The organism is Cognatazoarcus halotolerans (assembly GCF_009800965.1).
GTDB classification, from domain to species: domain Bacteria; phylum Pseudomonadota; class Gammaproteobacteria; order Burkholderiales; family Rhodocyclaceae; genus Cognatazoarcus; species Cognatazoarcus halotolerans.
The window spans coordinates 1-225 of the sequence record NZ_WUAF01000104.1; the positions used below are offsets into that span (position 1 = coordinate 1).

1 protein-coding gene is annotated in these 225 nt (G+C 63.1%); it reads right to left on the reverse strand.

The genetic code is table 11. The features are described from left to right. On the reverse strand, window positions 1-225 hold a 225-nt coding region (locus GQB03_RS22870; protein ID WP_200832443.1), incomplete at both ends, for an SdrD B-like domain-containing protein.

Here is a 225-nt window from a genome sequence, read left to right on the forward strand (position 1 = left end):
GGCCGCTGAAGTTGTAGTTGCCGTTGGCGTCGGTCACCTTGGTGTCGACCAGCGTGCCCGGCATCTCATCAACACAGGTGTAGAGCTCGACCGTCACACCGGCCTTGCCCACTTCGCCTGCGTCCTGAACGCCGTTGCCGTTGGCATCGACCCACACCCGGTCACCGATGCTGCCCGTCTCGTAGAAGCCGGCATCGACCGTGGTGTTGTTTTCGCCCGAGGTCA